Source organism: Vibrio misgurnus (assembly GCF_029635775.1).
Taxonomy (GTDB): domain Bacteria; phylum Pseudomonadota; class Gammaproteobacteria; order Enterobacterales; family Vibrionaceae; genus Vibrio; species Vibrio chanodichtyis.
Genome location: NZ_CP113242.1, coordinates 241350 through 264443 on the forward strand (window position 1 = coordinate 241350; position 23094 = coordinate 264443).

The 23094-nt window shown below is 40.9% G+C and carries 34 protein-coding genes and 2 pseudogenes; 7 read left to right on the plus strand and 29 right to left on the minus strand.

Going from position 1 to position 23094, the window contains the following annotated elements:
* Window positions 1-54: 54 nt before the first annotated feature.
* From OOK74_RS12825 to OOK74_RS12855, 6 genes and pseudogenes are all read right to left on the minus strand, one after another.
* Window positions 55-1485, minus strand: coding sequence for a hypothetical protein (locus OOK74_RS12825; RefSeq protein WP_278183530.1), 1431 nt, complete (start codon window positions 1483-1485; stop codon window positions 55-57).
* A 270-nt stretch (window positions 1486-1755) separates the two neighbouring features.
* Window positions 1756-1967, minus strand: a pseudogene (locus tag OOK74_RS15125) (DUF3709 domain-containing protein).
* Window positions 1968-2149: 182 nt separating this feature from the next.
* Window positions 2150-2302, minus strand: coding sequence for a DUF645 family protein (locus tag OOK74_RS12835; RefSeq protein ID WP_278183599.1), 153 nt, complete (start codon window positions 2300-2302; stop codon window positions 2150-2152).
* 376 nt (window positions 2303-2678) lie between these two features.
* Complete coding sequence (locus tag OOK74_RS12840; protein WP_278183531.1) at window positions 2679-2801, minus strand: DUF645 family protein; 123 nt, start codon at window positions 2799-2801, stop codon at window positions 2679-2681.
* A gap of 404 nt (window positions 2802-3205) precedes the next feature.
* Window positions 3206-3358, minus strand: coding sequence for a DUF645 family protein (locus tag OOK74_RS12850; RefSeq protein ID WP_278183491.1), 153 nt, complete (start codon window positions 3356-3358; stop codon window positions 3206-3208).
* Window positions 3359-3653: 295 nt separating this feature from the next.
* Window positions 3654-4181 (minus strand): hypothetical protein, encoded by a 528-nt coding sequence (locus OOK74_RS12855; protein WP_278183532.1) that lies wholly within the window; start codon window positions 4179-4181, stop codon window positions 3654-3656.
* A gap of 578 nt (window positions 4182-4759) precedes the next feature.
* Here OOK74_RS12855 and OOK74_RS12860 point away from each other — a divergent pair.
* On the plus strand, window positions 4760-5005 hold the full coding sequence (locus OOK74_RS12860; RefSeq protein ID WP_278183534.1) for a type II toxin-antitoxin system CcdA family antitoxin: 246 nt from the start codon (window positions 4760-4762) through the stop codon (window positions 5003-5005).
* Window positions 5005-5322: a CcdB family protein gene (locus OOK74_RS12865; protein ID WP_278183536.1), complete on the plus strand. Its 318-nt coding sequence runs from the start codon at window positions 5005-5007 to the stop codon at window positions 5320-5322. Before OOK74_RS12860 ends, OOK74_RS12865 begins: the two co-directional genes overlap by 1 nt.
* A 172-nt stretch (window positions 5323-5494) precedes the next feature.
* Here OOK74_RS12865 and OOK74_RS12870 read toward each other — a convergent pair whose 3' ends face one another.
* The 5 genes from OOK74_RS12870 to OOK74_RS12895 all read right to left on the minus strand — a co-directional run bounded on the left by OOK74_RS12870 (window position 5495) and on the right by OOK74_RS12895 (window position 7381).
* Entirely contained in the window at window positions 5495-5647 is a 153-nt protein-coding gene (locus OOK74_RS12870) for a DUF645 family protein (protein ID WP_430741992.1), read from the minus strand.
* Between the two features lie 374 nt (window positions 5648-6021).
* The gene (locus OOK74_RS12875; protein WP_278183600.1) at window positions 6022-6174 is read right to left on the minus strand and encodes a DUF645 family protein; all 153 of its coding nucleotides are present in this window, start codon (window positions 6172-6174) and stop codon (window positions 6022-6024) included.
* A 324-nt stretch (window positions 6175-6498) separates the two neighbouring features.
* Window positions 6499-6744, minus strand: a complete 246-nt coding sequence (brnA, locus tag OOK74_RS12880) for a type II toxin-antitoxin system BrnA family antitoxin (RefSeq protein WP_274722969.1) — start codon at window positions 6742-6744, stop codon at window positions 6499-6501.
* A complete protein-coding gene (locus OOK74_RS12885) occupies window positions 6731-6997 on the minus strand; it encodes a BrnT family toxin (protein ID WP_277208558.1) in 267 nt (88 codons plus the stop codon). The genes brnA and OOK74_RS12885 overlap by 14 nt, the downstream gene beginning before the upstream one ends.
* Window positions 6998-7228: 231 nt before the next feature.
* Window positions 7229-7381: a DUF645 family protein gene (locus OOK74_RS12895; RefSeq protein ID WP_278183491.1), complete on the minus strand. Its 153-nt coding sequence runs from the start codon at window positions 7379-7381 to the stop codon at window positions 7229-7231.
* 400 nt (window positions 7382-7781) lie between these two features.
* On the opposite strand from OOK74_RS12895, the gene parS reads away from it, so the two are divergent.
* Entirely contained in the window at window positions 7782-8234 is a 453-nt protein-coding gene (gene parS, locus OOK74_RS12905) for a type II RES/Xre toxin-antitoxin system antitoxin (protein ID WP_278183484.1), read from the plus strand.
* Window positions 8234-8704: an RES family NAD+ phosphorylase gene (locus OOK74_RS12910; protein WP_278183485.1), complete on the plus strand. Its 471-nt coding sequence runs from the start codon at window positions 8234-8236 to the stop codon at window positions 8702-8704. The genes parS and OOK74_RS12910 overlap by 1 nt, the downstream gene beginning before the upstream one ends.
* 189 nt (window positions 8705-8893) lie before the next feature.
* Here the strand turns inward: OOK74_RS12910 and OOK74_RS12920 are convergent, their stop codons facing one another.
* The 7 genes from OOK74_RS12920 to OOK74_RS12960 all read right to left on the minus strand — a co-directional run bounded on the left by OOK74_RS12920 (window position 8894) and on the right by OOK74_RS12960 (window position 12524).
* Entirely contained in the window at window positions 8894-9031 is a 138-nt protein-coding gene (locus OOK74_RS12920) for a DUF645 family protein (protein ID WP_278183579.1), read from the minus strand.
* Window positions 9032-9366: 335 nt separating this feature from the next.
* Window positions 9367-9795 (minus strand): GIY-YIG nuclease family protein, encoded by a 429-nt coding sequence (locus tag OOK74_RS12930; protein ID WP_254912775.1) that lies wholly within the window; start codon window positions 9793-9795, stop codon window positions 9367-9369.
* Between the two features lie 159 nt (window positions 9796-9954).
* On the minus strand, window positions 9955-10650 hold the full coding sequence (locus tag OOK74_RS12935) for an aspartate/glutamate racemase family protein (protein ID WP_278183539.1): 696 nt from the start codon (window positions 10648-10650) through the stop codon (window positions 9955-9957).
* A 59-nt stretch (window positions 10651-10709) separates the two neighbouring features.
* Complete coding sequence (locus OOK74_RS12940) at window positions 10710-11561, minus strand: IS3 family transposase (protein WP_274722971.1); 852 nt, start codon at window positions 11559-11561, stop codon at window positions 10710-10712.
* Window positions 11558-11866: a transposase gene (locus OOK74_RS12945; protein WP_274722970.1), complete on the minus strand. Its 309-nt coding sequence runs from the start codon at window positions 11864-11866 to the stop codon at window positions 11558-11560. Before OOK74_RS12945 ends, OOK74_RS12940 begins: the two co-directional genes overlap by 4 nt.
* 246 nt (window positions 11867-12112) lie before the next feature.
* On the minus strand, window positions 12113-12235 hold the full coding sequence (locus OOK74_RS12955; RefSeq protein WP_278183541.1) for a DUF645 family protein: 123 nt from the start codon (window positions 12233-12235) through the stop codon (window positions 12113-12115).
* The gene (locus OOK74_RS12960; RefSeq protein ID WP_278183624.1) at window positions 12186-12524 is read right to left on the minus strand and encodes a hypothetical protein; all 339 of its coding nucleotides are present in this window, start codon (window positions 12522-12524) and stop codon (window positions 12186-12188) included. The genes OOK74_RS12955 and OOK74_RS12960 overlap by 50 nt, the downstream gene beginning before the upstream one ends.
* A gap of 286 nt (window positions 12525-12810) precedes the next feature.
* Here OOK74_RS12960 and OOK74_RS12965 point away from each other — a divergent pair, with 286 nt between their 5' ends.
* Window positions 12811-13497 (plus strand): NYN domain-containing protein, encoded by a 687-nt coding sequence (locus OOK74_RS12965; RefSeq protein ID WP_278183542.1) that lies wholly within the window; start codon window positions 12811-12813, stop codon window positions 13495-13497.
* 170 nt (window positions 13498-13667) lie between these two features.
* On the opposite strand, the gene OOK74_RS12975 is transcribed toward OOK74_RS12965, so the two are convergent.
* From OOK74_RS12975 to OOK74_RS15130, 4 genes and pseudogenes are all read right to left on the minus strand, one after another.
* Complete coding sequence (locus OOK74_RS12975; RefSeq protein ID WP_278183544.1) at window positions 13668-14111, minus strand: hypothetical protein; 444 nt, start codon at window positions 14109-14111, stop codon at window positions 13668-13670.
* A 551-nt stretch (window positions 14112-14662) separates the two neighbouring features.
* The gene (locus OOK74_RS12985; protein WP_278183493.1) at window positions 14663-15049 is read right to left on the minus strand and encodes a VOC family protein; all 387 of its coding nucleotides are present in this window, start codon (window positions 15047-15049) and stop codon (window positions 14663-14665) included.
* Window positions 15050-15253: 204 nt separating this feature from the next.
* Window positions 15254-15406, minus strand: coding sequence for a DUF645 family protein (locus OOK74_RS12990; protein ID WP_430741993.1), 153 nt, complete (start codon window positions 15404-15406; stop codon window positions 15254-15256).
* A gap of 722 nt (window positions 15407-16128) precedes the next feature.
* Window positions 16129-16284: pseudogene (locus tag OOK74_RS15130) on the minus strand (DUF6404 family protein); the annotation flags it as partial.
* 68 nt (window positions 16285-16352) lie between these two features.
* Here OOK74_RS15130 and OOK74_RS13005 point away from each other — a divergent pair.
* Window positions 16353-17530, plus strand: a protein-coding gene (locus OOK74_RS13005; protein ID WP_100068541.1) for an IS3 family transposase whose coding sequence is annotated in 2 segments (ribosomal slippage) — window positions 16353-16611 and window positions 16611-17530 — 1179 coding nt in all. Because the reading frame shifts where the segments join, the coding sequence is not laid out codon by codon here.
* A 3-nt stretch (window positions 17531-17533) separates the two neighbouring features.
* On the opposite strand, the gene OOK74_RS13010 is transcribed toward OOK74_RS13005, so the two are convergent.
* From OOK74_RS13010 to OOK74_RS13030, 4 genes are all read right to left on the minus strand, one after another.
* Entirely contained in the window at window positions 17534-17902 is a 369-nt protein-coding gene (locus tag OOK74_RS13010) for a DUF6988 family protein (RefSeq protein ID WP_278183546.1), read from the minus strand.
* Between the two features lie 133 nt (window positions 17903-18035).
* Window positions 18036-18956, minus strand: coding sequence for a hypothetical protein (locus OOK74_RS13015; protein WP_278183547.1), 921 nt, complete (start codon window positions 18954-18956; stop codon window positions 18036-18038).
* Window positions 18957-19164: 208 nt separating this feature from the next.
* Window positions 19165-19452, minus strand: a complete 288-nt coding sequence (locus OOK74_RS13025) for a TM2 domain-containing protein (RefSeq protein WP_278183549.1) — start codon at window positions 19450-19452, stop codon at window positions 19165-19167.
* 261 nt (window positions 19453-19713) lie between these two features.
* Entirely contained in the window at window positions 19714-20370 is a 657-nt protein-coding gene (locus OOK74_RS13030) for a quinolone resistance pentapeptide repeat protein QnrVC4 (RefSeq protein WP_000361704.1), read from the minus strand.
* A 434-nt stretch (window positions 20371-20804) separates the two neighbouring features.
* On the opposite strand from OOK74_RS13030, the gene OOK74_RS13035 reads away from it, so the two are divergent.
* Window positions 20805-21767 carry an integron integrase gene (locus OOK74_RS13035; RefSeq protein WP_274723409.1) on the plus strand — a complete coding sequence of 321 codons (963 nt, stop codon included), beginning with the start codon at window positions 20805-20807 and terminating at the stop codon, window positions 21765-21767.
* Between the two features lie 81 nt (window positions 21768-21848).
* On the opposite strand, the gene rplT is transcribed toward OOK74_RS13035, so the two are convergent.
* The 3 genes from rplT to infC form a co-directional block, all read right to left on the minus strand.
* Entirely contained in the window at window positions 21849-22202 is a 354-nt protein-coding gene (rplT, locus tag OOK74_RS13040; protein ID WP_001138366.1) for a 50S ribosomal protein L20, read from the minus strand.
* A 41-nt stretch (window positions 22203-22243) separates the two neighbouring features.
* Window positions 22244-22438, minus strand: coding sequence for a 50S ribosomal protein L35 (gene rpmI / locus OOK74_RS13045; protein ID WP_001925732.1), 195 nt, complete (start codon window positions 22436-22438; stop codon window positions 22244-22246).
* A 103-nt stretch (window positions 22439-22541) separates the two neighbouring features.
* Window positions 22542-23093, minus strand: coding sequence for a translation initiation factor IF-3 (infC, locus tag OOK74_RS13050; RefSeq protein WP_166015506.1), 552 nt, complete (start codon window positions 23091-23093; stop codon window positions 22542-22544).
* Window position 23094 lies beyond the last annotated feature (1 nt).

The window sequence follows — 23094 nt, forward strand, 5'->3', positions numbered from 1 at the left end:
AAGTAGAAGCAAAAATGCCAAGCGTTGTGAATCCCTCTTAAATTGCTTGTTAAATTACGTGCTAGCTTTTTGACGAGATAGGTATAATAAAAATTTTTGTTTTTCACTATAGATACTGGAAACTTCAACAAGAAACTTTGTACGTTCATGATATTCCATAAAAGGCTTAAGAAGCATACTCACTTTTTTATAAAGGCTGATATCAAAAGAATAGTCGGGCTGATGCTCAATATAGTCATGCGCATACATATTTCTGTAACTGTATATTTCTTTCAACCCACCATTAAATAGTGATTTTAGGTGTGAATCATCTCTTAGTTGATGACCAAAAAAGGAATTCAAATATTTATACTTCTGTTCCCACTTTAATTCATTTCGATTAAATGTTGCTTTGACCACCTTGCAATCAAACATTCCATTTACCAATGATTCTAGGAAAGACTGTGCAACTATTAAAGATTCATAATACAACCCTTGGTTGTATAAAAATCTAATTCTATTAAATGCAATATCTGTAGGGTTATAATCCCAGTTTAACTGGTCCGGGAAAACACTAATTTGTGAATCTTGTAGTTTTGATATGGGTTGGACTACTCGACTATCGTCCGAGTATTGGACTCTAATGCAAGCCATATCCCCTACTCGGTCTTTTGACATTAATGGCATATCTTTTCGATGTGCTTGCATATTAATCATCCCTATAACTCTGTTACTAAAATGAAGTACCGGTGTCCAGAGGTAGTTTTGTAAATTAACCCAATCAAAATACCAGTTTGTTCTCGGTCCTTTTGATTTAGATCTTTTATGTAAAGCTAAATCTTCTAGTAATGATTGCTCCAACGCTTCAAGTTCGTAACTCAAAAAAACTTTCGACCAACTAAATACTTTTCCTACATTTTTAGTATCAATATCAAACCTGAACACTAACCCTTTCGAATAGTCAAGTTGCTCTTGGATTAACTCACTTCCATCAAAATAATCCGACTCAATCTCTTGTAAAAATCTAGGGTTAATTTCATAACTTAGCCCAAGAGATTCACTTGCAATCTTAGATTCTCTAATCGCTTCATAGGAAGAACCAGAAAGTTGATATTTTCTTGGTAGGAAAACAGAAACTTCTATATTTTTTACCCATGGGAATTTACGAGGTTCCCTTATGTCTATAGAGCCTTCATCTATCAGCATTTTCAACTCATTTGAAACTGAGTTATTATCGGCATCTGTAAAAGCCCCTACGTTAGTTAGGTAATAGAGTACCTCACCTGTTTGATTTTTTATGATTTCAACCCACTCAAATCCACTTTCAATTTTAATAGATTTGTCGTTAACATATTTTTCAATTGCTAAAAAACTCGAACTACCTTTTGGTACAAAAGTACAATGCTCATCATTTTTCAGTACATATTGGTGAATTATACCAAAAGGATCATACCTACAAGACAAACTAGCACCTGCAATTATTAATCTGACATGACGATCTATCATTGTTACCTCTAAAGTAATTTAACGCCCGCCTAAGGGGCTGGCAACGCATGCCACTAAACTCAAACACAACAACCGTAACCACCGCGGCTCATTGGGACTGGAAACGCTACGCGTTGACAGTCCCTCTTGAGGCGTTTGTTATGCTTAAGCTTCAACACTTTACATTTGAGCCAACCCAAGAATAACCAACTGAAATCATTGACCAAACGTCGAATTATCTTGAATTAGAACTGGCTCAACTTTTACCTATGAGCTGACCAATGCAGGCTTTCATTTAGCAACTAGGTCAATGTGGAAACCTTCTCCGACAAACCAACTCACCACGCATGGGAAAAATAATTCAATGAGGCAATCACTCAGAATTTACAACGCCAGATACATTGCCGCTTCATTAGGCAGCGGAAAACAATATTGAATTGCCGACAATACCTGAACGAAATGCCAAAGAAATCGACAACGGCAACCTGCTGATTTTTATGGATTAAGCATAACGCCCGCCTAAGGGGCTGGTAACGCTACAATCAAACTTAACGCATACCAAATTAATCACAAAGCTCAAAGCATTACAAAAATGCTGCGCGTTAACAGTCCCTCTTGAGGCGCTTGTTAGTTTCGTAGCCGATTGTTTAACAATGATTTTTCACCAAAATATTTGAACTACATTTTATGCAAAATCATCGAGCAAACACACGTCCAACATCAAACGCTGTGAAGTTGGCTGCCAAAATTCAAAACGTTTAAGGTTGAGTTGGCTAATCAGCAGATTTCCAACAAAGAAAACGCACTCACAGCAATGTTGCTGCTTTTGTGAAATCAAACTTGCCGTGTGGACGCTTCCACAAAATGGATGCATCGAGGTTTATTGGCTTTAGCGATCTTGTGCCAACGACATTTTCAACACTTTCTACCTAGTCAGCATCAAGTAAAGCACCAAAGCCAATTCGTGAACATTGAGCATCAAAAGCCGAATAATCGGAACAATTATCACCAATATTTACGAATTATCTTGATAGAAACTAACGCTCGCCTAAGGGGCTGGCAACGCACCAACCAACTTAACGCATAGCAAATTAACCACAAAACCCTGCCGCATAACAAAAATGCCGCGCGTTGACAGTCCCTCTTGAGGCGCTTGTTAGTTTTGTAGCTCATTGTTTAATGATGACTTTTTATAAAAATACTCGAATCAAATTTTATGCAAAATCATCGACCAAAAACACGTCCAGCATCAAACGCTGTGACATTAGCGGCCAAAACTCAAAACGCTCAAGGTTGAGTTGGCCAATAACCGAATTTCCAACAAAGAAAACGCACATAAAGCGATGTTGCAGTTTTTATGAAACCAACCTTGCCGTGTGGACGCTTCCACAAAATGGATGCATCAAGATTTGCTTACTTTAGCGATCTTGTGCCAGCGATATTTTCAACGCTTTCTACCTAGTCAGTATCAAGTAAAGTACCAAAGCCAATTCGTAAACTTTGAGCACCAAAATCCAATTTTTCGGAACATTTAGCACTAATATTTATGACTTTTCTTGATAGAAACTAACGCCCGCCTAAGGGGCTGGCAACGCACAAACCAACTTAACGCATACCAAATTAATCACAAAACCTGCAGCATAACGAAAATGCCGCGCGTTGGCAGTCCCTCTTGAGGCGTTTGTTAGTTTCGTAGCCGATTGTTTCAAAATGATTTTTACCAAAATATTTGAACAACATTTTATGCAGAATCATCGAGCAAACAAACGTCCAACATCAAACGCTGTGAAGTTGGCTGCCAAAACTCAAAGCGATCAAGGTTGAGTTGGCCAATGACCGGCTTTCCAACAAAGAAAGCGCACTCGCAGCGATGTTGCAGTTTTTGCGAAACCAAACTTGCCGTGTGGACGCTTCCACAACATGGATGCGTCGAGGTTTGCTTACTTTAGCGATCTTGTGCCAACGACATTTTCAACGCGTTCTACCCAATCAGTATTAAACAAAGCACCAAAATCCAATTTTCGGAACATTTAACACTAATATTTATGACTTTTCTTGATAGAAACTAACGCCCGCCTAAGGGGCTGGCAACGCTCCAACCAACTTAACGCATAACAAATTAACCACAAAAATCACCGCATAACGAAAATGCTACGCGTTGACAGTCCCTCTTGAGGCGTTTGTTATGTTTAATTTCTCGGTCGCCCGCAATAGCCAGAAAACTGACCTAAAGCACCTGCCCCGGTTAGTTCTATCAGGCTTGTACAAAATGGTCGAACACATTCATATAGTTGCCTTACATACTCGACATTTACATCCGCACCCCAAAAGCTTTTCATTTGCTCACTAGCTTTTGTTGTATCACACGCTGAACCATAAACTGGCTTTCCATGTGCCATAGAGTCACGCATGGATTTCAAGCAACTAAGCGCCCGCTCGATGTTACTACCTTGTTCTAATTGAAGTTCTGCAATTGAACAAACTTCTCTCAGTTTTTTATGGTATGGCTTACGTTCGTTCCAATTGTCGATAACTCGATGGCCCACAAAATTAATGGTTGCTTCAACAGCAAAAGCCATAAATAAAACTGAGCTTTGGCAATCCAAAGTAATCCCTGTTCGCTCACCCGCTGACTCCTTTTCAATCGCTGTTGTCAGATGATGAAACGCTATATTCCAAAGGTCATTATGAGGATATATATAGTAAAAAGCTGCCATTTGACTCCTTAAACATAACGCCCGCCTAAGGGGCTGGTAACGCTACAAATAAACTTAACGCATAAACAATTAATCACAAAGACCAAAGTATGACAAAAACGCAGAGCGTTAACAGTCCCTCTTGAGGCGTTTGTTAACTGGCCAGGGCTGAGGATTTCCACCGAACATTTCACCAATGCAAATCATCACTTTACGCTTCGTGTAAAGTTTTCGGATCTCGCACCAATTTTCTGAGTGTGAAAAATCCGCAAGCTTCACGTGTTGCTATCGTTGGTTGATCCCAAGCTCCACACAAATCTTTGAGATTGTTTTTAGCTCGTTCAAAATGTCGGCATTGACCACAACGAAACATTCGTAAATTCCTTTTCTCAAATGTTAATGGATTTTCCGCTTTGCCAGTTAACGCTCTGCTAAGGGGTGAGCAACGCAAAAACCAGCTTACCGCATAACAACATAACCACTAAAGGCATCCGTATAGTAAAAATGCCGCGCGTTGTGAATCCCTCTTAAGCAGCTTGTTATATGCTTTTTTTGCACCTATAATCTACGCGCATAATAAATGCGCATGGAGTAAGTTTATGAGAGCCTCATCCAGCACACAAATACCAAAAAAAGCCACAAACCTTAGCTTAAACAGTAAGTTGCTTGCAGAAGCAAAACGACTCAATATTAATCTATCCGCCACAATGGAAAAGGCACTAGAAAAAGAGGTTTCCTTTAGATTAAAAGCTGAATGGTTAGAGCAAAATGCAAACGCCATTGAAGCTTATAACGAACTAACTGAAAAACATGGCCTTTTTTCTGATTCATTCCGAGTATTCTAATGTCTCAATTTGCTCTTTACAAAAATCTCGATAAGAGTACCACCGCCGTATATCCCTATTTTGTTGATGTACAAAGCGAAATGCTCAGTACTCTAAATACGCGATTAGTAATACCATTGACTCCACTTGATCTACTAGAAAAGAAAGCGCCAAGGCACTTGTGTCCTACAATCCATCTGGAACAAGGAGACTTTGTCATTCTTACCCAGCAAATGGCAAGTGTGCCAGCTAAAATCCTAGCTGAACCAGTTGCAGATTTAGGCACTTTTAGAGATGAAATCATCGCTGCTATCGACTTTCTGATTACTGGCATATAACGCTCGCCTAAGGGGCTGGCAACGCACAAACCAACTTAACGCATACCAAATTAATCACAAAACCTGCCGCATAACGAAAATGCCGCGCGTTGACAGTCCCTCTTGAGGCGCTTGTTAGTTTTGTAGCTCATTGTTTAATGATGACTTTTTATAAAAATACTCGAATCAAATTTTATGCAGAATCATCGAGCAAACAAACGTCCAACATCAAACGCTGTGAAGTTGGCGGCCGAAACTCAAAACGATCAAGGTTGAGTTGGCCAATGCCCGGCTTTCCAACAAAGAAAGCGCGCCTAAAGCGATGTTGTCGCTTTTGTGAAACCAACCTTGCCGTGTGGACGCTTCCACAAAATGGATGCATCGAGATTTGCTGACTTTAGCGATCTTGTGCCAGCGACATTTTTAACGCTTTCTATCAAATCAGCATCCATCAAAAAACAAAATCGAATTCGTGAACTTTGAGCATCAAAAGCCGAATAATCGGAACAATTAGCGCAAATTGTATGAATTTTCTTGATAGAAACTAACGCCCGCCTAAGGGGCTGGCAACGCACAGCCCAACTCAACGCATACCAAATTAACCACAAAAATCACCGTACACCAAAAACGCCGCGCGTTGACAGTCCCTCTTGAGGCGTTTGTTAGTTTCGTAGCCGATTGTTTAACAATGATTTTTCACCAAAATATTTGAACCACATTTTATGCAAAATCATCGAACAAACACACGTCCAGCATCAAACGCTGTGACGTTGGCTGCCAAAATTCAAAGCGATCAAGGTTGAGTTGGCCAATAACCGGCTTTCCAACAAAGAAAACGCACTCACAGCGATGTTGCAGCTTTTGTGAAACCAAATTTGCCGTGTGGACACTTCCACAAAATGGATGCATCAAAGTTTGTTGGCTTTAGCGATCTTGTGCCAACGACATTTTCAACGCTTTCTACCTAATCAGCATCAAGTAAAGCACAAAAGCCTATTCGTAAACTTTGAGCACCAAAATCCGAATTATCGAAACCATTAACGCAAATTTTATGAATTTTCTTGATAGAAACTAACGCCGCATTAAGGGGCGAACAACGCACAAAAATACTTAATGCATAACTCCTTAATCACAAAAAGAAACGCATGACAAAAATGCCACGCGTTGTGAGTCCCTCTTAAATGCTTTGTTAGCCGTTTATCTCACACTTGCATGATGAGAAACACTTTCTAGCCTTTCTGCTAGCCAAATTTTAATGATTGATTGGCGTGTTACACCTACACGATTGGCTTCTCGGTCTAAAGACTCAAGCATCCACGCTGGAAAATCGACATTGACTCGTTTTTGCTTATGCATTGGCCTTTTTACTTGCGACAAATCCAAATCCATTAAGATGTCATCGTCGTCACTTTCAAACTTAGCATCAAATTCATGCGCTTTCATAAAGGTCTATCTCCGCTTTCCGTGAACGCCGAACTGAGATGAGCCTGATATTCATGCCTCGGTAGGTAATGACACCTGACCAATGCTTACCGTTTAGTAAGCCGACAACCAAATATCTTGGTTCATCACTCGTATTAGCAGGGATCTCGATAAGATCTGAATCATTCCACAATCCTTGAGCGGTATGAAAATCGATACCATGTTTTTCGAGATTACTTCTGCTTTTGTTTTCATCAAATTCAAATTTAATCATGAGTAAAAATTACACCCTTTTTACTCGTTAGGCAAATTTTGTTGATTGATGACGGCTAACGCCCGCCTAAGGGGCTGGCAACGCACAAACCAACTTAACGCATACCAAATTAATCACAAAACCTGCCGCATAACGAAAATGCCGCGCGTTGGCAGTCCCTCTTGAGGCGTTTGTTAGTTTCGTAGCCGATTGTTTCAAAATGATTTTTCACCAAAATACTTGAACCATATTTTATGCAGAATCATCGAGCAAACAAACGTCCAACATCAAACGCTGTGAAGTTGGCTGCCAAAACTCAAAGCGATCAAGGTTGAGTTGGCCAATGACCGGCTTTCCAACAAAGAAAGCGCACTCGCAGCGATGTTGCAGTTTTTGCGAAACCAAACTTGCCGTGTGGACGCTTCCACAACATGGATGCGTCGAGGTTTGCTTACTTTAGCGATCTTGTGCCAACGACATTTTCAACGCTTTCTACCCAATCAGTATTAAACAAAGCACCAAAGCCGATTCGTAAATTTTGAGCACCAAAATCCAATTTTCGGAACATTTAACACTAATATTTATGACTTTTCTTGATAGAAACTAACGCCCGCCTAAGGGGCTGGCAACGCATAACCCGACTTAACGCATAGTAAAGTCACCACAAAAATCACCGCATAACGAAAATGCTGCGCGTTGACAGTCCCGCTTGAGGCGCTTGTTAGGGCTAAAATTTTTTAAAGTTGACCAAAAAGACCAAGTGAGCCAAAATACTTGGACCATATGAACCAAAAGGATCACTCTTATGGCTAATACTATACTCAAAAGCTTTAAACCTAAGCCATCTTACCAGCCGAATTTTTGGTATACACTTGGTATTGAAGACGAAGATACATCAAAGAATACCGCTATACACCAAGGCTTTAAACCCATTGTCTATCGCAATATTGTTGAGAAAGCCAAATTATCTCAGAATGAGTTTCATAACGTCACTCTTATTCCAATTAGTACAATAAAGCGTAGACTTAAAAACCAAGAACGATTTAGCACTCAAGAAAGTGATGTCATGTATCGGCTTGCCATGCTGATAAAACTTGCGACCGATCTTTTTGGTAATGAACAGCGTGCATTAGAATGGGTACGTGAAAGTGTTTATGGCCTCAACGGGAAACGTCCACTAGATATGATTGCAACGACTGTCGACTTTGAAACAATTAAAGATCTCATCGGTCGTGTTGAGCATGGAGTCTTCTCTTAATGAAGATGTACAGACTCACACAGAAAAAATTTGCCGATACTCCGTTTAATCCACTAGGAGCAAAGCTATTTGGTGGACGCTGGAATTCAAAAGGAACTGAAGCTCTTTATTTTGCCGAATCAGAATCGTTGTGTGTTCTGGAAGTATTTGTTCACATTAACAACGATCCAGAACTTATCAATAAATATGACCTTTATCGAATTGATGTTCCTGATGAGCTGATTGTTCAACTGGACAATGAGGATCTCCCAAACAACTGGAGATCAATACCAACGAGTGAGCAAACCCAAGAGATTGGAGATCAGTTCCTCAAGGTAGAAAATCCTGAATTTGCAGTACTACAAGTGCCATCAACGATCTCCCCCAGAGATCGAAACTATGTCGTAAATCCAAATCACTCACTTATGCCTGAGATATTTAACAAAGCAGAGAAACTTGATTTCAGCTTTGATCAACGGATCTTCAAGTAGGAGATTTTAGCCCTAACGCTCGCCTAAGGGGCTGGCAACGCACAACCCAACTCACCGCATAGCAAATTCATCACAAAAATCACCGCATACAAAAAATGCCACGCGTTGACAGTCCCACTTGAGGCTCTTGTTAGTTTCGTAGCCGATTGTTTAACAATGATTTTTTCACCAAAATATTTGAACCACATTTTATGCAAAATCATCGAGCAAACACACGTCCAGCATCAAACGCTGTGAAGTTGGTTGCCAAAACTCAAAACGTTCAAGGTTGAGTTGGCCAATAATCGGCTTTCCAACAAAGAAAACGCACTCACAGCGATGTTGCAGCTTTTATGGAATCAAACTTGCCGTGTGGACGCTTCCACAAAATGGATGCATCGAGGTTTGCTTACTTTAGCGATCTTGTGCCAACGACATTTTCAACGCTTTCTACCTAATCAGCATCAAGCAAAACACCAAAGCCAACTCGTAAATTTTGAGCACCAAAATCCAATTTTTCGAAACATTTAGCACTAATATTTATAATTTTTCTTGATAGAAACTAACGCCCGCCTAAGGGGCTGGCAACGCATTAACACTAAACTCAAACACAACAACCGAAACCACCGCGGCTCAATGGGACTGGAAACGCCACGCGTTGACAGTCCCTCTTGAGGCGTTTGTTAGCTGTTTTTTTTCGACAAATGTTCAAATATTGAGAATAATTTTTTTATGTACCATTCAGTCAAATTGATGCTATTTAAATACTTCATGGAAACTGGGTTTTTAAAGTACTCGTTAATTGCAAAAGTGGTTTCACACGCTGCATTGTATTTTAGTCCCATGACTTGTCGATTATTCAAAACTAAGCAATTTTCTTTTATGTATTGTTCAAGTTCATTTGAAAACTGAAACCACTCGCCATGAAGTCTAGAAGCTTTGAAGCGTTGATGTAATTCGGCCTCATGCTTACGCGTACCCAAAGCAATTCCCAAAAGAATCAATTTGTCTGGTGAACCCGTTTGATGCGCTTTCAAACGCTGAATCAACGCAGATTTTGTCGAATATCCAATTTTCACATGCCGAAGAACTTCACCCTGAATAAAATACACTAAATCCAAATAGAGCCTCCAAAACAGCTAACGCCCTGCTAAGGGGTGAGCAACGCAAAAATCAGCTCACCGCATAATACCGTAACCACCAAAACTAACCGCATACCAAAAATGCTGCGCGTTGCGAATCCCTCTTGAGCAGTTTGTTATATTGCCGAACTATTGACCTAACGAAAGTAAAACTGCTTCTTCAGCATGAATTGCCGTCGTGTCATACAGCGGTATATCTGTATGCTCTTGTTGTACAAGTAATGCTATTTCCGTACAACCTAAAATGATAGCTTCCGCACCCTGATGATATAATCCGTTGATTATTTCTAAATATTGATTGCGTGAATTTTGCTTAATAATACCTAAACATAGTTCGTTATAGATAATGTCATGAATAACCGTTTGTTCGTCTGCATTTGGCACAATAACCTCAACACCAAACCTGTCGATAATGCGCTGCTTGTAAAAATCCTGCTCCATAGTGAAACGCGTGCCAAGTAAGCCCACTTTTTTGATACCATCTGAAACTAATTTTTTGGCTGTTGCATCTGCGATGTGAAGAATTGGAATTGAAATTGACGATTCAATTTCAGGTGCAACCTTATGCATTGTATTTGTGCATATAAGCAGGAAATCCGCACCACCGGATTCTATACGACTTGCAGCTTTCGATAAAATCTTGGCAGTTTCAGCCCATTTTCCCTGATGTTGTAATCTTTCAATTTCATTAAAATCAACGCTATACATGCAAATTTTAGCAGAATGAAGACCACCTAATTTATGTCGAACAGATTCATTTATCGCCTTGTAATAACTAGCGGTTGATTCCCAACTCATTCCACCCAACATTCCTATCGTTTTCATTTTATTCTCCATAACTCAACTGCAATTGGTGTGCCCCACAAAAAGTAGACAGTACATAACTACATACTTTCGTACTCAACCGGGCTGACATACCCCAACGCTGAGTGTCTTCTTTTGCGATTGTAAAATACCTCGATGTATTCGAAGATGCCCATTCGGGCTTCTTCGACAGTTTGGTAGTCTTCTGCGTATATCAGTTCGACTTTCAGGCGACTGTAGAACGACTCCATCACCGCATTGTCCCAACAGTTGCCCTGTCGACTCATGCTCGGTACACCTCCATGCTTGCGCATGAAGTCTTGATATTTATAGGCTCTGTATTGTACACCACGATCCGAGTGAATAATGATGCCCTTAGGCGGCTTACGTGACTCAAACGCCATTTTTAGAGCATTGATGATGAGCTCGACGGTCATCGTTGTCCCTAACGACCAACCCACAATACGCCTTGAATGCAAGTCCATCACTGTCGCTAAGAAGAGCCAACGGCTCTTCACCCAGATATACGTGATGTCTGTGACCCATTTCTGATTGGGAATCTCAGACTCAAAGTCTCTACGCAGTAAATTGTCAGCAACATTCGTCATCGCGGCCACATCCTTGCTGTATTTAAACCCCTTGCCATTACGTGCCCTGATACCTTTTTCCTTCATGATATCAGCCACATAATTCACGCAGCAGGCATAGCCTGCTTCGTTTAGCTCTTCTGCTATTCGCACTGAACCGTAACGTGCCCGATATTGGGCAAAGGTACACATGACTAGCTGCTCAAAGCGCTCTCGCCGCTTTGAACGCTCACTCGGCGTATGATGACACCACTTGTAGTAACCGCCTCGACTCACTTCTAAAACGCGACACATTAAGCTAATCGAGTACTCACCGGTATAGCTTTCAATGAACTCGTACTTCACTCTTGCTGCTTCGCGAAGTACGCCGAGACCTTCTTTAGGAATTCCATTTCAGCTTTGAGCTGCTTGTTCTCGCGCCTTAGCGCTCGAAGCTCTTCCGACTCTTTCTTCGAATAATCGACACCGTCTAAGGTATTAAACTGTTTATCAGATAGCCGTGTGAACTGGCGCTTCCAGTTCCGGATTTGCTGGGCGCTGATGCCCAGCTCCTTGGCAACAGAGACCGCTGTTCGGCCAGGAAGACTGGCCAGACGGACGGCTTCCTTGCGGAACTCTTCGGTGTACGCTGGATTACGATGTTTAGCCATAAATCACCTCTCAATTAGACCCTAGATCTAACTTAGTAAAGTGTCTACTAAACGTGGGGTACTCGGCAATATAACGCCCGCCTAAGGGGCTGGCAACGCACAACCCAACTTAACGCATACCAAATTAATCACAAAAATCACCACATACAAAAAATGCTGCGCGTTGACAGTCCCGCTTGAGGCGCTTGTTAGTTTCGTAGCCGATTGTTTAACAATGATTTTTCACAAAAACATTTGAACCACATTTTATGCAAAGTTATCGAGCAAAAACACGTCCAGTATCAAACGCTGTGAAGTTGGCAGCCAAAACTCAAAACGATCAAGGTTGAGTTGGGCAATAACCAAATTTCCAACAAAGAAAGCGCGCATAAAGCGATGATGCCGTTTTTGTGAAACTAAACTTACCGTGTGGACGCTTCCACAAAATGGATGCGTCGATGTTTATTGGTTTTAGCGATCTTGTGCCAACGACATTTTCAACGCTTTCTACCCAATCAGCATCAAACAAAGCACCAAAGCCAATTCGTGAACTTTGAGCACCAAAAGCCGAATTATCGAAACCATTAACGCAAATTTTATGAATTTTCTTGATAGAAACTAACGCCGCATTAAGGTGTGAGCGACGCTTGGCTATACTTGAGCGAAGCGAAACTGCCAAGCGTTGCGAATCACTCTTAAATGCTTTGTTATGTTGCTTTTCTTAGGGTGCCAGATCAATGTTCACACAAAATTTTCTTGAATTTCATTTTGAAATCTATATTATTCCCGTCCGTTGAATCAATGCATACCGCTATTTTTTTGTAAACATACTTGCAACATACCTTAGGGTGGTCTAAGGTGTTTATATAGCGATGTGACAGCAACCCAAACATACAGCCTTTGGCGACTCCTCCCACAATACGGGAAGTGACGACCCAGGGGCTTTTTCATTTATGAGGTCTAGGATGTCCCGTAGAACAGTCGCTATTTTTGTTGATGCTGGTTTTTTCAACCGCATCTTTACTTCTCATGTTGACCCAGACATGAACATGGATCCAGAAAAACTTGCCAAAGAGATGTGGCACTACTGGATAAAACACGTTGATAGAAAAAACGGTGAAGAGCTGTACCGCATATACTTCTATGACTGCCCACCTTTACACCAAAAAGCGCACCACCCTATTACAAACAAGCAAATTGACTTTGCTAAAAGTGACATCACAAAATACAAAAATGCGCTACATGAAGCTTTAACACACCAACCATATGTTGCATGCAGAATGGGACACTTAAGTACCACAGACAAAGAGTGGGGGTTTATTCGTAAGGATAAAGTCCACAACTTCAATAAAATAATTCGTGGTGAAGTAGATCCCAAAGACATTGACCCAAGCAATGTTTCGTTGCGCCCACGCCAAAAAGGCGTTGATATGAAACTTGGTGTTGACATCACGAGTGTTGTATTAAAGAAACTAGCTAATAAAATTGTATTAATTTCAGGTGACAGCGACTTCGTTCCAGCGGCAAAACTGGCTCGCATTGAAGGCGCTCATTTCATACTTGATGCTATGGGAAGAAGAGTAAAAGGCGATTTAGCAGAGCATATTGATGGCTTAAAAACCTTTGTAAGCCATTTAAAAACAAAGAAATAATGATTTTTGAGGCACTACCCGTGCCTCATGATTCACCTGCAACATAACGCCCGGTTAAGGGGTGAGCAACGCAACTACCAACTCACCGCACAACACCGTAACCACAAAAATCAACGCATCACAAAAATGCCGCGCGTTGCGAATCCCTCTTTAACCGTTTGTTATGTGCGTTACTCAAAATCGACTAAGTACTTAAAATGCTCTAAGACAATTAAACCATGTGACAGCAGTAAATTACTTCTCTGAGGGTCAAACCAAGTGCCATTAAATTTAGCACCATGAAACATATTATTCCGCATTCTCGATATATGAGTAAACAATGCTTGTATGTTCCTCTCATTGTTAGGTACAGGCTCCCAAACAATGTTGTTGTTTTCATCTACAACTTGTCTTTTCGGTGGATTTTCCAAAATGTACTCAGCAGAAGCTCTATTCTTAACAAGAAGATCAAGAAAGTTAGCTCCTATCTGCTCATTAACAAATCTATCCCAGTCAACGATTATTGACCTACCATTATGTATTCCTTGAAAGTAACCGTGTTTTTTTAAAGAGAATTCATATTGGGAAAACAGCTTAAAGAACTGAAATGCCAAAACATCTAAATTTTCGTTCATAGATTTACTCATTTTCCGAAAGCACATAACGCCCGATTAAGCAGTGAGCAACGCCTAAACCAACTCAACGCATCACAATGTTCATCACTGTCGTTCTCGCATCACGCCAATGCCGCGCGTTGTGAATCTGTCTTGAATCGCTTGTTAGGTCACGACCAAATGGGTAAAAAGTCTCTCGTCAATTATGGATAATCAATACGAATTGAAGAAAAAGACAAAAATCGAAGCCGAAGTATTTGGCATCGCTCTACCTTGAGGTCTTGCGGGCGTCACTCTTCAATCGCGCCCCGATTAAGGTGCGCACGAAAGCGCCTCAAGGGTATCATGGAAATGACTAATATTCGTCCTTTTTGCCTTATTTTCTCTATCCACGTTTTGCTCTTCCATACTCAATCGACACTGCTCTGCATTGCTCATGTGATCCCGTCGTGACCTAACGCCCGCCTAAGGGGCTGGCAACGCACAACCCAACTAAACGCATAGCAAAGTCACCACAAAAATCACCGCATAACAAAAATGCCGCGCGTTGACAGTCCCTCTTGAGGCGTTTGTTATGTGTTTGAATACCTTGATACTTCTATGAGATTACCATCCGGATCTCTGAAATAGAATGATGTGATCACACCTTGCGCACCTGTACGTTTTACAGGCCCTTCCATGATAACCACACCTTGATTTTCCACATGCTTCATTGCATCAGACACATCTATGTCGGTGATAAAGCATAAATCTGCACTCCCAGATCTGACATTCTGAGCTTTAGGCTCAAATTCGTTACCAAGTTGATGAAGATTGATTTTCTGGTGGCCAAACTCTAAAGCAATCCGACCTGAGCCAAAACTAACGGCTTTCATGCCCAACACTTTTTCATAAAAGCTCACTGTTGTTGGAATATCTGCAACAGTCAAAACTAAATGATCTAGGTGACTAATTTTCATCAGAAGCTCCACTTTCGAAGAAAACACATAACGCCCGCCTAAGGGGCTGGTAACGCTACAACCAAACTTAACGCATAACAAATTAATCACAAAAATCACAGTACACCAAAAATGCTGCGCGTTAACAGTCCCTCTTGAGGCGCTTGTTAGTTTCGTAGCCTATTGTTTAACAATGATTTTTCACCAAAACATTTGAACCACATTTTATGCAAAATCATCGAACAAACACACGTCCAGCATCAAACCCTGTGAAGTTGGCTGCCAAAACTCAAAGCGATCAAGGTTGAGTTGGCCAATGAACGAACTTCCTACAAAGAAAGCGCACATAAAGCGCTGTTGCCGCTTTTGTGAAACCAAACTTGCCGTGTGGAGGCTTCCACAAAATGGATGCATCAATGTTTGCTGACTTTAGCGATCTTGTGCCAGTGACATTTTCAACGATTTCTACCTAATCAGCATCAAGTAAAACACCAAAGCCAATTCGTAAACTTTGAGCGCAAAAAGCCGAATTATCGAAACCATTAACGCAAATTTTATCAATTTTCTTGATAGAAACTAACGCCCGCCTAAGGGGCTGACAACGCACAAACCAACTTAACGCATAACAAATTAACCACAAAAATCACCGCATACAACAAATGCCGCGCGTTGACAGTCCCGCTTGAGGCGTTTGTTAACTGGCCAGGGCTGAAGATTTCTACCGAACATTTCACCAAGAAGTGATTATCAATGTAAATCATCACGTTACGCTTCGTTTGAAATTTTCGGATTTTGTACCGATTCTCTGAGTGTGAAAAATCCACAAGCTTCACGCGTTGCTATCGTTGGTTGATCCCAAGCTCCGCACAAATCTTTGAGATTGTTTTTCGCTCGTCCAAAATGTCGGCATTGACCACAACGAAATATTTGTAAATTCCGTTTCTCAAATGTTAATGGATTTTCCGCTTTGCCAGTTAACGCCCGCCTAAGGGGCTGGTAACGCACAAACCGACTTAACGCATAGCAAAGTCACCACAAAAATCACCGCATAACAAAAATGCCACGCGTTGACAGTCCCTCTTGAGGCGTTTGTTATGGCGCTATTCCAAACCATTTGCTTTAAGCCAACTATCAAAATCAGTGAATCCATGCTTCCTACGAACTCTTACAACTTCAACAGCAAGGAATAGGCCAGTAAGCAGACCAAAAAGCAAAGAACCATAAACCTGAGAAATCGTGAATCCTTGAAATTTGTAGTGGTACGGTGAATTTGGTCACTTAATTAGAGGTGATATTATCATCTCATAAGTTAATAGGTGACATTATGACAAAACGTACAAGACGGCTATTTAGTGCCGAATTCAAACTGGAAGCGGCACAATTAGTGCTCGATCAAAACTACTCAGTGACTGAAGCGGCTCAAGCCATGAATGTAGGTAAATCTACGATGGATAAGTGGGTTCGCCAATTAAAACAAGAGCGCCAAGGCAAAGCACCCAAAGCGTCACCAATGACGCCTGAGCAAATTGAAATTCGTGAATTAAAAAAGAAGCTCGCTCGTCTTGAAGAGCATAATGAAATATTAAAAAAAGCCACGGCTCTCTTGATGTCGGACTCACTGAACAATTCTTGATGATCAAGAAACTCAAGCAGAGCCACAGCATAAAAACATTATGCGAAGTCTTCAATGTTCATCGAAGCAGTTATAACTATTGGCTGAAACGGCCAACAGAAATAAAGGCGGAAACCGTAAAACTTCGCAGTTTGATTAGCGAAGCTTATGCGGCAAGCAATGGTTCTGCGGGAGCAAGAACCATTGCCGATATCGTAACAAACCAAGGCGTGAGTCTGAGTCGTTACCGAGCAGCAAAGCTGATGAAAACGCTGGGATTAGTAAGTTGCCAAGTCCCAAAACATCGTTACCGTAAAGCCTCACAAGAGCATATTGAAGTCCCGAATCACTTAGATCGTCAGTTTGCTGTCACGGCACCAAATGAAGTCTGGGTGGGTGACGTGACCTATATTTGGACGGGAAATCGTTGGATGTATTTAGCGGTAGTCATCGACCTTTTTGCTCGAAAAGTGATTGGTTGGGCAATGTCAGTATCACCTGATACACGATTAACAAGCAAAGCGCTTTCGATGGCTTATGAGTCTCGTGGAAAGCCTAAAGGTATCATGTTCCACAGTGATCAAGGCAGTCACTATACGAGTCGTCAATACCGTCAGTTACTGTGGCGTTTTCAAATAAAACAAAGTTTATCTCGCCGAGGAAATTGCTGGGATAATGCGCCTATGGAGCGCTTCTTTAGAAGCTTGAAAACGGAATGGGTTCCAACGGTAGGTTATCGTAGCTTTGCAGAGGCTCAACAAGAGATCATCCGCTACATTATTGGATATTATAGCCAGCTCAGGCCCCATCAGTATAACGGTGGTTTGACACCCAATGAATCAGAACGATTGTATTGGGAAAACTCTAAAACCGTGGCCAATTTTAGTTGACCACTACAAACCGTTGAGAGTTCTCCAGTTATTTTTCTTAGCGTTAGACAGGTCTTTCACTTTCTTTTCTTCTATTTCTTTGACTAACACACCAAATGGTTTCTCAAACTTGTCCCTTCTTAACAAAGCTATATCGTCTTCGCTGGAGCAATAATAAAACCACAAACCTTTTACATAGCTTTCAAAAAGACACCTTAATAATGCGCTTGCTGAACTATATAACCGGAGTTCAAGTAAATTCAGAATTGAACGATAGTGCTCCATACAAATGGAATAATATGAACTAGCTACCATTACTTTATCGTTACGAGGCAACTGTATACGATCGAGTGCTTTCTCAAGCAGCATTAGATTTTTTTTCGATTGTTCCATAAATCACCCGTACTTATAACGCCCGCTTAAGGGGCAGACAACACTACTACCAACTTTCCGCATAACACTGTAATCACAAAAATCAACGCATAATAAAAATGCCCCGCGTTGGCTGTCCCTCTTGAAGCGTTTGTTAAATGCGCACCATCCGAGCGTACGAAGCCATAGAGCCTACGTTTATGAAGAAAGGTTCCAGTTGCATTTGAGGTTCTTCTGGCAACCATATAGTCCTAACTTCATTTTGATAGCTATATTTAAAATGCTTAGCTAAAAATACATTTACATCATCAGGACTTACATTTAATGGATCAAGGTATTTTACTGGTGCTGCAAAGCCTTTAAAATCAGGCTTAACCTTTTTCACAGCTTTCATCATCTTTTGAAATAGTTCCCGCGGCTTATCGATGATAATACAGCAATCAGCATCAAAATCATCATACTCCCTATACGTATATTTAGACGCAAAGCAATGAACGTAATAGTTTGTGTTGCTTTCTAATTTAAATTTAACTTGACCAAAGGCAGGTATTTTAACGCCTTGTACATCCTCAAAAACTAGCCAATCAGCTCTTGTTTGAACTTCAAAGGATAGTTCATCGTCACGGATTGCATTATTTAATGATGGGTCTTTATAATATGAAGCTGGAGCAATGCGAATATGTCCCTTATTGAACATCCCATCTAAATGTTCATACTTACCAAACTTACAAATAGCCCCTTCACTAAACCCTCCAGCTTGTTCTAAAGCTGTTGCAGCTTTTGGAGGTTCGGGAAAAGATGCTTTGACGATTTCTGCATTTGACATTGACCCATCTGCAAAACCATTTGGATAAGGTCCGTACCTAATAAAAAACTCTTCCAAAACATGAGTCCACACTTGAAGCCAGTATATGCCATGTTCGTTAGTACCATGTAAGCCAATCTTTCCTTCAGCGGAAAGAATTGTCATATTGGAAATAATTTGCTTTGTCCGGTCTTCCAGCTCGCTTTTCGATAAAAACTTCATATATCTGTGAGATCTATATTCATTTCTCCACATTTCATGACGAGCCAACTTTTTACCTCCTAGCATTTAACGCCCTGCTAAGGGGTGAGCAGCGCAATACTGAAGCCTCCGCACACCACCTTAATCACATAATTCAACGCATAGTAAAAATGCCACGCGTTGCGAATCCCTCTTGAGCAGCTTGTTAACAGGGCTAAACCAGAATCCAAATTCTGGTAATTAGTAATGTTATAACAGCCATTAATTGATTAGATTATCATCTATATCTTGTTTCAAACTTTTCATCTGATTCACAAAGGTAAATAATGAACTCAATAAAAGCGATGATTGCCGGTATTAATGTCCAACAAAAAAACAAATACAAAAGACCTTGACCAATTTTGCCTAGATAAAATTTATGAGCACCAAACCCTCCAAGAAAAAAGGCTAAAAGTGCAGCAGCAACTCTGCTTTTTTCACCTTGGATCCCTTTTTGTTGAGCCCCACAACTAGGACAAGCTCTAGCTGTTTCATGAATTTCCTTTCCACAACCACTACAAAACATTTTTATCTCCATTTTAAATGCTTAAACAATGGTTGATAGGATATTCAAACTTGCGCATAAAAAAGTGACTCATATCAATTAATATCAAGTTAGGATAATTAATTGAGCAGCCCTGTTAACGCCCGCCTAAGGGGCTGACAACGCATACCACGAAACTCAAGCACAACAGCCATAACCACCGTGGCTCATTGGGACTGGAAACGCCACGCGTTGACAGTCCCTCTTGAGGCGTTTGTTATGTGTGTGTTCAAACCATCAAATTTAGTCAGGAACTACTATTAAACCTAATTGCTCTAAAAGTTGTTCTTGCTGCCACGAACAGATTTTTACACCTGTAAGGTCGACTTTCCGAGGGTCTAAACCATACAACTCCGAGTGGCTCAAATCACAACCTTGCAACCTACACTGACTCCAACACCCTTCAGAAAATACTCCCCGACTTAAATCAGACTCTTTAAATGATGCACCACTCAGATTTGCGCCAATCCATCTATTCTCAAACAAATCACACTTTTCGATACACTGCCTTTCAAAGTTGGCGTATGAAAGATTACAACCTGTTATATAAGCTGAACAAAAATACATTCTGTTCGATACCTGATTCATGAAGCTAGCTTGAGCAAAATTGGCACCCTTTAAATCGCATTCTCTGAACTCGATACCAAAACAATTTGCACCTTTGAAATACGACATTGAAAGACTGCAGTTTTTAAAAGATGCATCTCTAAGATCCGAGTAAGAAAAATCACACCCCTCTAATTCACCTCGTTCAATGAAAGAACAATCTACAAATTGTGTATCGCGGAGGTTCGCTCGTTTAAAGGAACAGCAGAAAAATTTGCAATTTTTAAAATACTGACCACTCATGTCTTGATGTGAAAAGTCTGCTTGTACATATAACTGGTCTGTTTTATCCATTTTCTAGCCCTCTTTCTATTTGAGTCGAAGACTAACATTTACCAACCAGTTCTCAAGAAAAATAAACACCTTAAAAACAGCAACTTACAACCACTTAAAATCGCAAAAATAAGGTACCAAATTGACGTTCTAAGGCACTGTTTTTTAATTCGCCCATGCCGCATGGCTAGAAAAAAGTTTTGATTAATCATGGCTCTTGCAAGAAAAACACATAACGCTTTCTAGACGACTATTCACACCGTTCATAAACATGTTATCGCCGCTTAACACATAGACCACTTGATGCATAGTAGCATAAAATTCCTTTTAATCAGACTCTTGTGTAACAACTATTCATAAACTTTAGGATCTATACAGCCATTATATTTTTATCTTCTTGACATAAAGACAAGTAATGATACTGTATAAAAAAACAGCTCCAAGTGTGAGGAAAAATGAAATCTCAGTTCTTATTGAGTATTCGTGAATTCATGCAGACTCGACATTATGCCCAGAAAACGATAGAAGCGTATTTGCATTGGATCTCCCGATACATCTATTTCCACAACAAAAAGCATCCTAGCCAAATGGGCGATAAAGACGTGGAGGAATTCTTAACTCATTTGGCAGTAAAGGGAAAAGTTGCCACTAAAACTCAATCACTAGCCTTGAACTCGTTAAGCTTTCTTTATCGTGAAATTCTCAAAACGCCACTTTCTCTTGAAATGCGCTTTCAACGCTCCCAGCTTGAGAGGAAATTACCTGTTGTACTGACACGAGACGAAATTCGCCGTTTACTTGAAATCATTGATCCCAAGTACCTACTTCCCACCAAATTACTGTATGGTTCTGGTCTGCGTCTGATGGAATGTATTCGTTTAAGGGTTCAGGATATCGATTTTGATTATGGAGCAATTCGGGTATGGCAAGGTAAAGGAGGGAAGAATCGTACAGTTACGTTAGCGAAAGAACTCTATCCACATCTCAAAGATCAAATAGCATTAGCAAAACGCTATTATGACCGAGATTTACATCAGAAAAATTATGGTGGTGTTTGGCTACCTCATGCGCTACAAGAAAAATATCCAGCGGCGCCTTATGAATTCCGTTGGCATTATCTTTTTCCATCATTTCAGCTATCGCGTGATCCAGAAGCTGATGTTATGCGCCGCCATCATATTAATGAAACAGCACTACAAAGGATGGTCCGTAGATCAGCACAAGAAGCTGGAATTGAGAAAACGGTAACCTGCCACACACTCAGGCATTCATTTGCTACTCATTTGCTAGAGATAGGGGCAGACATCCGTACCGTACAGGAACAACTGGGCCATACAGATGTAAAAACGACTCAGATTTATACCCATGTGCTTGATCGAGGTGCTAGTGGCGTATTAAGTCCGTTATCTCGCCTCTAAAGCATTAGCTCTGGGTATATATTTAAATTCTGGATAGAAAAAAAGGGAGCATAAATGCTCCCTTTTCTTAATAACACGCTATTACAGAGCGCCTTTCGCCTTTTCAACCAGAACAGCAAATGCTGCTTTGTCGAATACTGCGATATCAGCAAGGATCTTACGATCGATCTCGATAGAAGCTTTCTTCAGACCGTTGATGAAACGGCTGTAAGATAGGCCATTTTGACGAGCCGCTGCGTTGATACGTGCAATCCACAGTTGACGGAATTGACGTTTCTTAGCGCGACGGTCACGGTAAGCGTATTGACCAGCTTTAATAACGGCTTGGAACGCTACACGATAAACACGTGAACGTGCACCGTAGTAACCTTTAGCTTGTTTTAAAACTTTCTTATGACGTGCACGAGCTTGTACACCACGTTTTACGCGAGGCATTATGTCTCTCCTAAACTAAACGAATATTAAACTAAAAAGAATTAAGCGTATGGAAGCATACGTGCTACAGCAGCCAGTTCGCACTTAGGCAAAATAGCATTTGGACGCAGCTGACGCTTGTTCTTAGTAGTACGCTTAGTCAGGATGTGACGTTTAGTAGCGTGCTTAAATTTAATACCACCAGCAGTTTTCTTGAAACGCTTAGCAGCACCTTTGTTGTTTTTCATCTTAGGCATGATGAATAACTCCGCATTGTTGTAGTTAAATAACAGTGTAATTAGGGCGAATAAAACCCAGCCGCCTTTCAACGGCTGGGTTCATTACTTGCAAAGCCGTTAATTACTTCTTTTTAGGGGCTAACACCATGATCATCTGGCGTGCTTCAATTTTGGTCGGGAAAGATTCAACCACTGCAAATTCTTCAGTGTCCTCTTTCAGTCGATGCAAAACGTCCACACCGATGTCTTGGTGAGCCATCTCTCGGCCACGGAAGCGAATAGTAACTTTCACTTTGTTGCCTTCTTCAAGGAAACGGATCAGGTTGCGTAGTTTTACCTGATAGTCTCCGATATCAGTCCCAGGTCGGAATTTAAGTTCCTTAATCTGGATCTGCTTTTGCTTCTTCTTCTGCTCTTTTGTAGCCTTGCTCTTCTCAAAGAGGAACTTGCCATAGTCCATCACACGACAGACTGGTGGCTCGGCGTTAGGGCTGATCTCAACGAGATCCAAACCAGATTCTTCTGCGGTAGCTAGTGCTTCTTGGATCGAAACGATACCTACAGACTCACCGTCTGCGCCAGTTAAACGAACTTCACGAACGCCACGAATTTCACCGTTTAAACGATGCTGGTTTTGCTTGACCGGAACTTGGCCACGTCTTCCGCCTTTAATA

Coding starts and splice junctions, on each gene's coding strand:
- OOK74_RS12825 (WP_278183530.1), bottom strand. CDS start 1,485: ATGATAGATCGTCATGTCAGATTAATAATTGCAGGTGCTAGTTTGTCT.
- OOK74_RS12840 (WP_278183531.1), bottom strand. CDS start 2,801: ATGTGCGTTTTCTTTGTTGGAAATTCGGTTATTGGCCAACTCAACCTT.
- OOK74_RS12855 (WP_278183532.1), bottom strand. CDS start 4,181: ATGGCAGCTTTTTACTATATATATCCTCATAATGACCTTTGGAATATA.
- OOK74_RS12860 (WP_278183534.1), top strand. CDS start 4,760: ATGAGAGCCTCATCCAGCACACAAATACCAAAAAAAGCCACAAACCTT.
- OOK74_RS12865 (WP_278183536.1), top strand. CDS start 5,005: ATGTCTCAATTTGCTCTTTACAAAAATCTCGATAAGAGTACCACCGCC.
- brnA (WP_274722969.1), bottom strand. CDS start 6,744: ATGAAAGCGCATGAATTTGATGCTAAGTTTGAAAGTGACGACGATGAC.
- OOK74_RS12885 (WP_277208558.1), bottom strand. CDS start 6,997: ATGATTAAATTTGAATTTGATGAAAACAAAAGCAGAAGTAATCTCGAA.
- parS (WP_278183484.1), top strand. CDS start 7,782: ATGGCTAATACTATACTCAAAAGCTTTAAACCTAAGCCATCTTACCAG.
- OOK74_RS12910 (WP_278183485.1), top strand. CDS start 8,234: ATGAAGATGTACAGACTCACACAGAAAAAATTTGCCGATACTCCGTTT.
- OOK74_RS12935 (WP_278183539.1), bottom strand. CDS start 10,650: ATGAAAACGATAGGAATGTTGGGTGGAATGAGTTGGGAATCAACCGCT.
- OOK74_RS12945 (WP_274722970.1), bottom strand. CDS start 11,866: ATGGCTAAACATCGTAATCCAGCGTACACCGAAGAGTTCCGCAAGGAA.
- OOK74_RS12955 (WP_278183541.1), bottom strand. CDS start 12,235: ATGCGCGCTTTCTTTGTTGGAAATTTGGTTATTGCCCAACTCAACCTT.
- OOK74_RS12965 (WP_278183542.1), top strand. CDS start 12,811: ATGTCCCGTAGAACAGTCGCTATTTTTGTTGATGCTGGTTTTTTCAAC.
- OOK74_RS12975 (WP_278183544.1), bottom strand. CDS start 14,111: ATGAACGAAAATTTAGATGTTTTGGCATTTCAGTTCTTTAAGCTGTTT.
- OOK74_RS12985 (WP_278183493.1), bottom strand. CDS start 15,049: ATGAAAATTAGTCACCTAGATCATTTAGTTTTGACTGTTGCAGATATT.
- OOK74_RS13010 (WP_278183546.1), bottom strand. CDS start 17,902: ATGGAACAATCGAAAAAAAATCTAATGCTGCTTGAGAAAGCACTCGAT.
- OOK74_RS13025 (WP_278183549.1), bottom strand. CDS start 19,452: ATGTTTTGTAGTGGTTGTGGAAAGGAAATTCATGAAACAGCTAGAGCT.
- OOK74_RS13030 (WP_000361704.1), bottom strand. CDS start 20,370: ATGGATAAAACAGACCAGTTATATGTACAAGCAGACTTTTCACATCAA.
- OOK74_RS13035 (WP_274723409.1), top strand. CDS start 20,805: ATGAAATCTCAGTTCTTATTGAGTATTCGTGAATTCATGCAGACTCGA.
- rplT (WP_001138366.1), bottom strand. CDS start 22,202: ATGCCTCGCGTAAAACGTGGTGTACAAGCTCGTGCACGTCATAAGAAA.
- rpmI (WP_001925732.1), bottom strand. CDS start 22,438: ATGCCTAAGATGAAAAACAACAAAGGTGCTGCTAAGCGTTTCAAGAAA.